The sequence below is a fragment of the uncultured Prevotella sp. genome (assembly GCF_946407605.1).
Taxonomy (GTDB): Bacteria; Bacteroidota; Bacteroidia; order Bacteroidales; family Bacteroidaceae; genus Prevotella.
The window spans coordinates 1-8,749 of record NZ_CAMJOS010000057.1 but is presented as its reverse complement, the minus strand read 5'-3'; the positions used below and the strand labels follow the sequence as shown (position 1 = coordinate 8,749).

Below are 8,749 nucleotides of genomic sequence, written 5' to 3'. Positions count from 1 at the left end.
AGCAGGTCATCGTCAGCGACATGACGAAGTACAAAGGAAAAGAAAAACTGAAGGTAGAATAGAAAAAAACGGATCTTCTTTTCGACTTTTTCCAGTTTTAGTTGTATACTATAATAGAAGGCCCTACAAAAGATGATACAGATAGAGGACGAAATACTCACACGATGCCAGGGCGGCGACAAGGCCGCTTTCCGATGGGTGGTACAGACCTATCAGCGCATGTTGTTCTCGCTTGCGCTGAAGATGCTGGCCAACGAGGAAGAGGCGAAAGACGTGGTGCAGGATACGTTTGTCCGAGCTTGGCTGGCTATCAGAAGCTACAATCCCCAGCAGCCCTTTACCTCGTGGCTCTACACAATAGCCTCACGTCTATGCCTCAATCGCATGAAGGCTGAAAAAGTGTCCGCCATGCAGCCGGAAGACCTGACAGCGCTACACCGCTTTGCTTCGGGCGACGACACACAGCGCAAGTTGGAAAACGACGAATGGATAGCCATCGTAAGGACACTGGCCGAAGGACTGAGCGAGAAGCAACGGCTGGTATTCACCCTCTGCCAACTGGAAGGTCTCTCATCTGAAGAAGCAGAACAAATAACCGGCATGGATGCCCGGCAGATAAAGAGCAATCTCTATGTAGCCCGACAGACAATACGTAAACGACTAAAGAATTTAGGATATGATGAAGATTGATGAAATATTGAGCCGATTGCAGGAACAGCAGCCCGACGTCTGCAACCCTGACGAACTGACCGACCGCATCATGGACAGTCTGCCAGACTTACCCACTGAGCAGCCTAAGCCTGCACGACGTATCAGGCTCTACATCGCATCGGCAATAGCCGCAGCTGCCAGTGTCCTGTTGTTGCTGACGCTTCACCGTAATAATAATGTAGATCCACAACAAGTGCAATCACTGGTGACGCAGCAGATAGAGCAAAAGGACAGTTCGTTAAAAGCTGAAATAAAGGAACCGAAGCTAATGATTGCCCAGGAGAAGGCTGTCACGGATAAAGCCAGAGCAGCCAATCAGCGTCGCACAGCAACAGTCATTGCTCATAAGGTTTCTGCAACCATTCCAGCAACTGACAGTCTTGACTACTATATCGACAAGATAGAACGCGAACTGGCCCAAGTGGATGAGAGCCTTTACATAGAGCGGATGAACAAGGTTATACGTGCTGACGAGCGACTGCAGCGCATCGTCAACAGCTATATCCTGCACACCCTCGACAAAGAGGGCCGACCCCAGACGGCAGACAACATGTATAACGTAAAAACAGAAGAAGATGAAGAATAGACTTTTTACTGCCCTCGTGGCATTGCTGATTGCTATTGCATGCAGCGCACAGACGTCCCGCTCCAGCAACATCAGGGAAAAGCTGAATGCTTTCGTGGAATCGAAAGAGTATGGCGTTCACCGGCTCAATATTCCACAGGACGGACTCAATGTTTATCAGTTTGCCCAGCAGTTTGCCATCGGTGAGGAGTTGGACAGTAAATACTACGGTCCGTTGTTCACGCCCCGGATGTTGGATTTGGAGAAGGCTTTCAGGTCGGAGGCCGTGAATGCCAAGACCATCTATATCCATGATGCCAGCGACGGCGACTCACCTCTGCCAGGCGTTAAGTTCCAGTTGATGACAGACGCCCAACATCCGATGATACATGCTGTGACATTCGACCTCAACAAGAATATCCGCCTGATTTCCTTTGAAGAGGCAGACGGCAGGATATATGTTCTACTGCTGATGTGGGACCAGACCGTTGATCCAGACAAGAAAATCGGCGATACATTCCTGATGGACGGAATGATATACGAAATCAGCGGATGGAAAATGGACGACAGACCTTATATCGCCCACTATAAACGGCCCAGCGCGTCAGGCACCTTTGTTGCGGGGTTGCAGTATAACGCCCAAGCTAATGCCATGTCTGTCGAAGAGTTCATGGCCAAGGTGAAGCGCACCTGTGAGATATTCCAGCGCGAGACCCCGCAAGGCAGGACGGCAGCCGGAGTGGTGCTCAACAAGACGTGCAATGCATTCAGCGGAAAACTGACAAAAGAGCAGTATTTCGATGCGTTGAGCAATATCCAGCCGTTAGTTGATAGCGAAAAGAATGAAAACCTGAAGAGCATCCTGGGCTATTCCTGCTATATGATTTACAAGAAGAGCGAATTATACGAGGGTGACAGAGACACTGATGTAACGCGTGCGCCGACAGCCGCTTCAGAGATCACCACCACGCAGGTATCGAAGACCATTGTCTATAACAGTATGCTGATGAATGAAATGGTGGGAAAGGAGATGGTGGATTGTCAGATTAGTGGCACTGCCCCCTTGAAAGGCCAAAAAGTGGAAGTGAGACGCTGTATTACCTCTGAACTATTGGGGACGTGCCCTATCACCAACGGCAAATTCTCCTTTAACTGCAAACTGCCGAAGAACGAGGTGTGCCGGATATATCTCGATAACAGAGAAGCCGTTTACTTCTATACCGACGGTAAGCCTATCATTGCAGACATGGAGCACCTGACAGTAAAAGGGGGCAAGACCAGCCAAAAGGTTAACGATTTCCTGCAGACAGTAGAGCGCGAACGCCTGGCCGAGCTCCATGAGACCGACATTCAGAAAAAAGCGGAAATCAACCGCCAGCGCGGCGAGCGGCTTCTCAAGGCTGTCCGTGAAAACCGTGACAATATCATCTCAGCATGTGCACTCAGCCTTGTCTATACCGAAATGAGCTACGAGGAACTGAAGCCTTACCTTAGTGACGACTATGCTTTCTCGCATCACATCCTGTTGGCACCGATGCGCGAATACGTGGAAGGGCTGGAGAAGCGCCGTCCCGGCACTCCTTACACCAACCTCGAATTGGTGGACACGAAGGGCCGCCCACATCAGCTAAGCGAATATATCGGCAAGGGATATGTCGTGCTGCATTTCTGGCATGGCCTTGGCGGTTATGGATCTGAAATCCATCCGTCCATGAAGACGCTTTACGAGGCTTACCATTCCCGTGGTGTGGAGTTCGTCACCTTGGCTTTCAGTTTCGGTGTGCAAGGATGGCGGGAGGAAGTAAAGCAGCGCGGGCTGACATGGCCGCAGTTGATGCCCAATCCAGACACCAACCCCCGAGACGCACTTGCCGCATACGGAATACGTTCCTATCCCGAACTGATCGTCATTGATGCTAAGGGAACTATCGTGGCCTGCCCTCGTAATTTGGAAGAGCTCGAATCGGTTTTAAAAGAGTTGAGATAATCGCGAATTATATTGAAACTAATGACAGATTTTGATTCAACCCGAGAATCGGCATGGGCCGCAGTGATGCGTCCTGTGCCGTTTGCGAGATTATGAAAGTTTAACATCCCGCAGCGTCATATTTCCGCAATTACAGCGTATATATAATAAAATGAACAATCAAAATAAAAAAATAGACAATGAGATTTATTACAACAACACTTTTGAGTTTATTAGTCTCGCTACAGGTGATGGCGGGAAAAGTGATTAAGAATCCGGTCATTGAATACTCCGCTTCGTGGATGGAGATTACCGAGATTGAACTGACGAAAGAGGCCACAATCGTAAGAGGTGTTCTCAGGCAGGGCTCGTCAATCCTCAACAATACCGTGCTTGCAGACCGCAACACAGGCAAGGAGTTTAAGTTCTTGCGTGTGGAAGGCGTAAAGGCTCAAGAGCGGGCTACTGCCGACGGCACACCATGTACCATATACTTCGAACCGCTGGATGCAAGCGTGAAGGAGTTTAATTATATAGAGGTGGGCAATAATCCATTGGGAAACTACTATGGCATCAGGTTGCAGCCAAAGGCAAAGGCCTCTAAAAAGTCAAAGGTGTTCGACCCTGAATCACTTGATTTCGACTACTATATGAGTCGTCCTTTCACCCCCGACACCGCATGGCACTTCAGCAACAAACCTTACAAGAATGGGTTTCCATCTGGAAAGGCACTGGTTAAGATTTACGTGACAAAGACACCAAGGGAACTTGCAAGTATGCTTCCCGATGTTTCGGCAAGGGTGTCTGATCAGATTACGCGCCACGAGGAGAATGCAGTTGCTTCGATGGATGAAAACAACTGCTACACGCTCGAACTCGACATTCCTCATCAGCAGTTTGTTTATACAAATCCTTTCGGTGATATCTACGTCGCTCCTGGTGACACACTCGAGATGTTCACCACCATGGAAGGGGCTCCTGATGGCAGAGGGCCTCGTTTCAAGACCTTCCGCAGCAACAGCGAATCAGCCATGATAAACACCCTTCTGCCTAAATACTTGGAGAAATATGGCAGGAAGGAATACAACTACAAAGAGGCTGAAGCCATGATAGCGAAGGGTAAGGATGTCACCCAGCCCATGCTTGAGCGTTGGGCTCGTCAGGCCAACGAGATAATTGCCGACGAGGCCTTCCGTCAGGCTCTCATCAACTCTCCGTTGAGCACCATGGGTAAGGATCTCGTTATGATATCGGCTGTGGCCAACAAATGCATTGAGATAGAAGATGTGGCGGATAGCTATGACTACAAGAAGACCATCAACACACAACTTGAAGATGGCAGCTGGAAGAGTGAGCCGAATTCCAATTACGTTCCGCTTGACCTGAAGGCTGTCTATGGTACACTTTTGAAGAATAAGGAACTCATCTACAACAACCCTCTTGCCGTGAGCGAAAGCAGCCAGTGGGTATTCGTGAATCGTACGCTCTTCGGTCCGTTGCTTGGGCAATGGGAGACCATAACCAACGAGCAAGGTATTATTGTAGGTCAGCGACGCCGCGATGATTATGGTATGGTGGGTACCTTCATGAACGACCTCCGTCTCTCACAGGATATTGTTAACCATATGGATAATAACCTAAAGGAAGACAAGTTAGGTCGGCTTGATGAACATGGACACCGTGATGGAATACTTGATTACATGGCAAACACAGTCGGTGAGACCTTGGCTGGCATACAGAACGTGCAGGTGGCACAAGCCATCGTAAATGAGTACCGTAACTTCGTAAAGGCTACCGAAACAGGTGGAGACGAAAAAGGTAACAACTGGACAGAAGAGCAGAATGCGCTGTGGAACAAGATTGTATCGCCCTACAAGGGCAACACCCTCTTCCTCGATTTCTGGGCGATGAGTTGCGGCCCATGTCGTGCGGGTATGATGAGTCAGAAGAAACTCGTGGAGGATATGAAGGACGAGGCCGTCAAGTTCCTCTACATCACCACCGAAGACCAGAAAACATCTGGCGAAAAATGGATGGCTGACAACAATATCAAGGGCGAGCACATCTATATCACCAACAACGAATGGAAGCAGTTCGAGACCATGCTGAACTTCACTGCCATTCCTCGTGGTGCCTTGGTCAGTAAGGATGGCAAACTCATCGAGCACGACTTCCACGTCGGCCAGTTCAAAAGCACCGAACTAAAGAAACTCGCAGAAAGATTCTGACAAATATGAATAAGAACATCATCCTCACCCTCCTCGCCCTCGTTGCAATGGCGGGGCATGGACAAGAATTGAAAATCGACGGCCAAAGGGAAAGTCAAATCAAAAAAGTAGCAGCCACGCCCGAAGACTTCATGGAGCACATGGCCTTGTGTGGCTACGAAGTTTACACCTATGACATTTCCTCTCTGCGCGACTCCGTGTCGGGCTTCACCATCGTCATCCGCGAGTATAACCAGCAGGGGATGATTGACGAGAAGAAACTGTACGGCTTCAGGACAAAGACCATGATTTCCGATTTCAACGAGAAAGACCAACAGGAAATCTATGCGGAGAACGATGCCGACGACATTAAGCGTGGCATCTATCGCCTGGCCAAGACCCTCGCTGTTGGTTTCTCTCCCGTTCAGTCGGACTCCATCGAGACCATCACCCTGCGTTCTTCTCGCAATGATGCCTCGCCATGGAAACTGACGCTGAAGCCTATTCCCGGAGCACCCCAAACCATTTACCGCTATCAGAAAGCGCCATACCAGCCCACTTCGTTCTCCCTTGACACCTTCATTCCCCTTGTCTTCTACGGCTCTTTCTGGTGGGATGAGCAAGCAAAAGGATGGCGTTTCTGTGGAGAGACCGAACTGACTGAGGAGAAAGCCAAGACCAGCGACTACTTCAAATTCTGCCCACACTATTATATCATTGGCGCAGTATTCCATAAATAAAACGAAATGAATATGAACAAGAAAACCATCATCACCATTCTGCTCGCCCTCGCCGCTCTTACATCAAAGGCGCAAGTGAAAAGTCATGTCATCGGTTCTGTAGCAGAGGGAACCACACCTGTGGAACTAGTCATCTATCGGGACGGGGAAGACCCGAAAGACAGCAAGCTACGACCAGTGGTGAAGGATAGACACTTCGAGTGTGATGTGGAGGATGCGCAGATAGAGCGCTGGCACATCGTGGACTTCGGCGAGGTGATGGAGAAGGGCATGACCCTCCGCACAGGAGAATTCTTCGTGGAGGACGGCGCGACCGTGACCATCCAGCTCGACGGCGACAAATTCGACATCCAATCCACAGGCAAGGAGTATCAGGCGTGGCACGCTATGGAGCAAGCTGCCGAAGAGAAGTTCATGTCTGCCTATGAGAAACTGGACGAGAACGACAAGCAGAAGATGGCGAAACTGGAGAACGAATACCACCAATGGACGCTTGACTACTACAAAGCCCACCCGATGCTCGGTTTCCTGTTCGAACTCGACGGGCGGCTCAAGGGCTTTCATTTCAATGACACGGGCCTTGCCGCTATGCTCGACATCTACCACCGCCAATACACCACGCTCTATCCTGACCACCCCGTGCATCAGCGTATCGCCGAGCAAGAGGCTGTGGGTTATCAGATTTGCGGACGAAAGTACAACGACTACGATGTGCGCACAATAGACGGGCAGCAAGTCCGCGCCTCTGAATACTACAAGGATAAGTTGACGCTCGTCATTTGCTGGGCCTCGTGGTGCTCGCCCTGCATCCGCGACGCCTGCGACATCATCCCCATCTATAATGAATACCGCAATCGTGGCCTGAATGTGTTCAGCCTTGCCCACGAATTCAAGTCCACCAACGCGATGCGCAAGGCCATCGAGCGTCACACCTTCCCCTGGCCATGCCTCGTTGACCTTGACGACGAGTTCGGCGTATTCCGTAAGCACGGCACTCAAAATAGTGCCCTATTCCTCATCGACCGCGACGGCACCATCATTGCCGTGCCTAACAGCGTAGAAGAACTGAAAGCGAAACTTGAAGAGATTTTCCCCGACAACAAATAAATCGAACTAATATGAACAAGAAAATCATCATCACCATCCTGCTCGCCCTCGTCGCAACGACGGGGCAGGCGCAAGTAAAATGCCACGTCGAAGGTACATTGGAGACCGACGCATGGGGCGACGAAGTCATCATCTGCGAGGCAGGGACTGACCTGCGTGTGGTGGACAAGCCGCGCTTTCATGTAAAAGCCAAGGACGGGCATTTCTCCTACGACATCGAGACCGACTTCCCACGGCTCTATGTGGTATTCTTTCTGAAGCAACAAGAGACGGGCAGCTGGTATCAGGGCAAGTTCTTGGCCGAGAACTGCAACGTGAACGTCACGATGTATAAAGACAAACGCATACATATCGTCAGCAACGGCGAGGAAGGACGCAAGCACGCGGTGAAGGACAGCATTGAGGACTTGCGCTTCTGGAACCCCGTCGAGGTGATTGACAATCAGATAGACGACGAGAGCCATAGGGCGGAGTTCTACAAAGCAGACTTCATCTCTACTATTACCAAGGCACGGTCTTTGAATGTGGATAGTCTGCCACAGACGTATGTCGATTCTATCCGTCAAGTGGTCGATTACTACATGCAGAACAAACGTGCAAGATATACCGACGCTGGCTGGCAGTTGATGCAGCGTCGTGACAGCATCACCGCCGACTTGGTGCCCTTCCGCTTCGCCTACGATGCAGAGCACCCCATGCTTTGGACGCTTTACGATGTACTTGATGCCATCCAAGCCCTCAAGCATGCAGACGTCTATGTGAACTTCGACAAGTCGCAGTTTGAGCCATACCTGACGCTCTATCACGACAAACTCATCAATTACTACCCCGGCCACCCCATTCACGACCAGATTGCCACAGCTGAGACGGCCTACCGCCTACAGCCTGGAAAGCTCTACATCGACTACACCGTGCGTAATATAGACGACCAGCTCGTGCCTATCTCCACGCTCACGAAAGGCAAAGTCGCCCTTATCGATCTCTGGGCATCGTGGTGCGGTCCCTGCCGTAGCCACAGCATTGCCATGATTCCCGTCTATGAGAAATATAAGGACAAGGGCTTCACCGTTGTTGCCATCGCCCGTGAACGTAATCGCCAAGCGATGGAAAATGCAGCGAAGAAGGACGGCTATCCTTGGCAGAGTCTGTTAGAACTGAACGACGAGAACGGTGTGTGGCGCAAGAACGGAGCAGGCAATGCTGGAGGTGCCATGTACCTCATTGATCGCGACGGCACCATCCTCTCCACCTCCACAGATGCCGAGGAACTGGAGCCGATTATCAAGAAAGCATTAAACATCGATTGAGACATAAAAATCATCGGAAAAGAAATTTGTGGGGAATAGATGGTTCTTGAGAGATAATTCTGTGGGGATTAGCATATTTTATTGAAATATATTTGTGGGGAATGTATTTTGGGGCACAATTAGTTGAAAGAGATTAAAGGAATATA

At 50.1% G+C, this 8,749-nt stretch carries 7 protein-coding genes; all 7 read left to right on the top strand.

The window, feature by feature from the left end; translation table 11 throughout:
- The first annotated feature begins 132 nt into the window (after positions 1 to 132).
- The 7 genes from Q0R57_RS14205 (at position 133) to Q0R57_RS14175 (ending at position 8,603) form a co-directional block, all read left to right on the top strand.
- On the top strand, positions 133 to 690 hold the full coding sequence (locus Q0R57_RS14205; protein ID WP_294749087.1) for an RNA polymerase sigma factor: 558 nt from the start codon (positions 133 to 135) through the stop codon (positions 688 to 690).
- A complete protein-coding gene (locus Q0R57_RS14200) occupies positions 677 to 1,297 on the top strand; it encodes a hypothetical protein (RefSeq protein WP_294749085.1) in 621 nt (206 codons plus the stop codon). Before Q0R57_RS14205 ends, Q0R57_RS14200 begins: the two co-directional genes overlap by 14 nt.
- Complete coding sequence (locus Q0R57_RS14195) at positions 1,287 to 3,263, top strand: TlpA disulfide reductase family protein (protein WP_294749084.1); 1,977 nt, start codon at positions 1,287 to 1,289, stop codon at positions 3,261 to 3,263. Before Q0R57_RS14200 ends, Q0R57_RS14195 begins: the two co-directional genes overlap by 11 nt.
- Positions 3,264 to 3,466: 203 nt before the next feature.
- On the top strand, positions 3,467 to 5,470 hold the full coding sequence (locus Q0R57_RS14190) for a redoxin family protein (RefSeq protein ID WP_294749082.1): 2,004 nt from the start codon (positions 3,467 to 3,469) through the stop codon (positions 5,468 to 5,470).
- Positions 5,471 to 5,475: 5 nt separating this feature from the next.
- Positions 5,476 to 6,189: a DUF5041 domain-containing protein gene (locus Q0R57_RS14185; RefSeq protein WP_294749081.1), complete on the top strand. Its 714-nt coding sequence runs from the start codon at positions 5,476 to 5,478 to the stop codon at positions 6,187 to 6,189.
- Between the two features lie 12 nt (positions 6,190 to 6,201).
- Complete coding sequence (locus Q0R57_RS14180) at positions 6,202 to 7,296, top strand: TlpA disulfide reductase family protein (protein WP_294749079.1); 1,095 nt, start codon at positions 6,202 to 6,204, stop codon at positions 7,294 to 7,296.
- An 11-nt stretch (positions 7,297 to 7,307) separates the two neighbouring features.
- On the top strand, positions 7,308 to 8,603 hold the full coding sequence (locus Q0R57_RS14175; RefSeq protein WP_294749077.1) for a TlpA disulfide reductase family protein: 1,296 nt from the start codon (positions 7,308 to 7,310) through the stop codon (positions 8,601 to 8,603).
- The last annotated feature ends 146 nt before the right edge of the window (positions 8,604 to 8,749 follow it).

What these genes read in the sequence shown, in the direction of transcription:
- Q0R57_RS14200 (WP_294749085.1), top strand. Translation starts at nt 677, where the DNA reads ATGATGAAGATTGATGAAATATTGAGCCGATTGCAGGAACAGCAGCCC.
- Q0R57_RS14175 (WP_294749077.1), top strand. Translation starts at nt 7,308, where the DNA reads ATGAACAAGAAAATCATCATCACCATCCTGCTCGCCCTCGTCGCAACG.
- Q0R57_RS14205 (WP_294749087.1), top strand. Translation starts at nt 133, where the DNA reads ATGATACAGATAGAGGACGAAATACTCACACGATGCCAGGGCGGCGAC.
- Q0R57_RS14185 (WP_294749081.1), top strand. Translation starts at nt 5,476, where the DNA reads ATGAATAAGAACATCATCCTCACCCTCCTCGCCCTCGTTGCAATGGCG.
- Q0R57_RS14180 (WP_294749079.1), top strand. Translation starts at nt 6,202, where the DNA reads ATGAACAAGAAAACCATCATCACCATTCTGCTCGCCCTCGCCGCTCTT.
- Q0R57_RS14195 (WP_294749084.1), top strand. Translation starts at nt 1,287, where the DNA reads ATGAAGAATAGACTTTTTACTGCCCTCGTGGCATTGCTGATTGCTATT.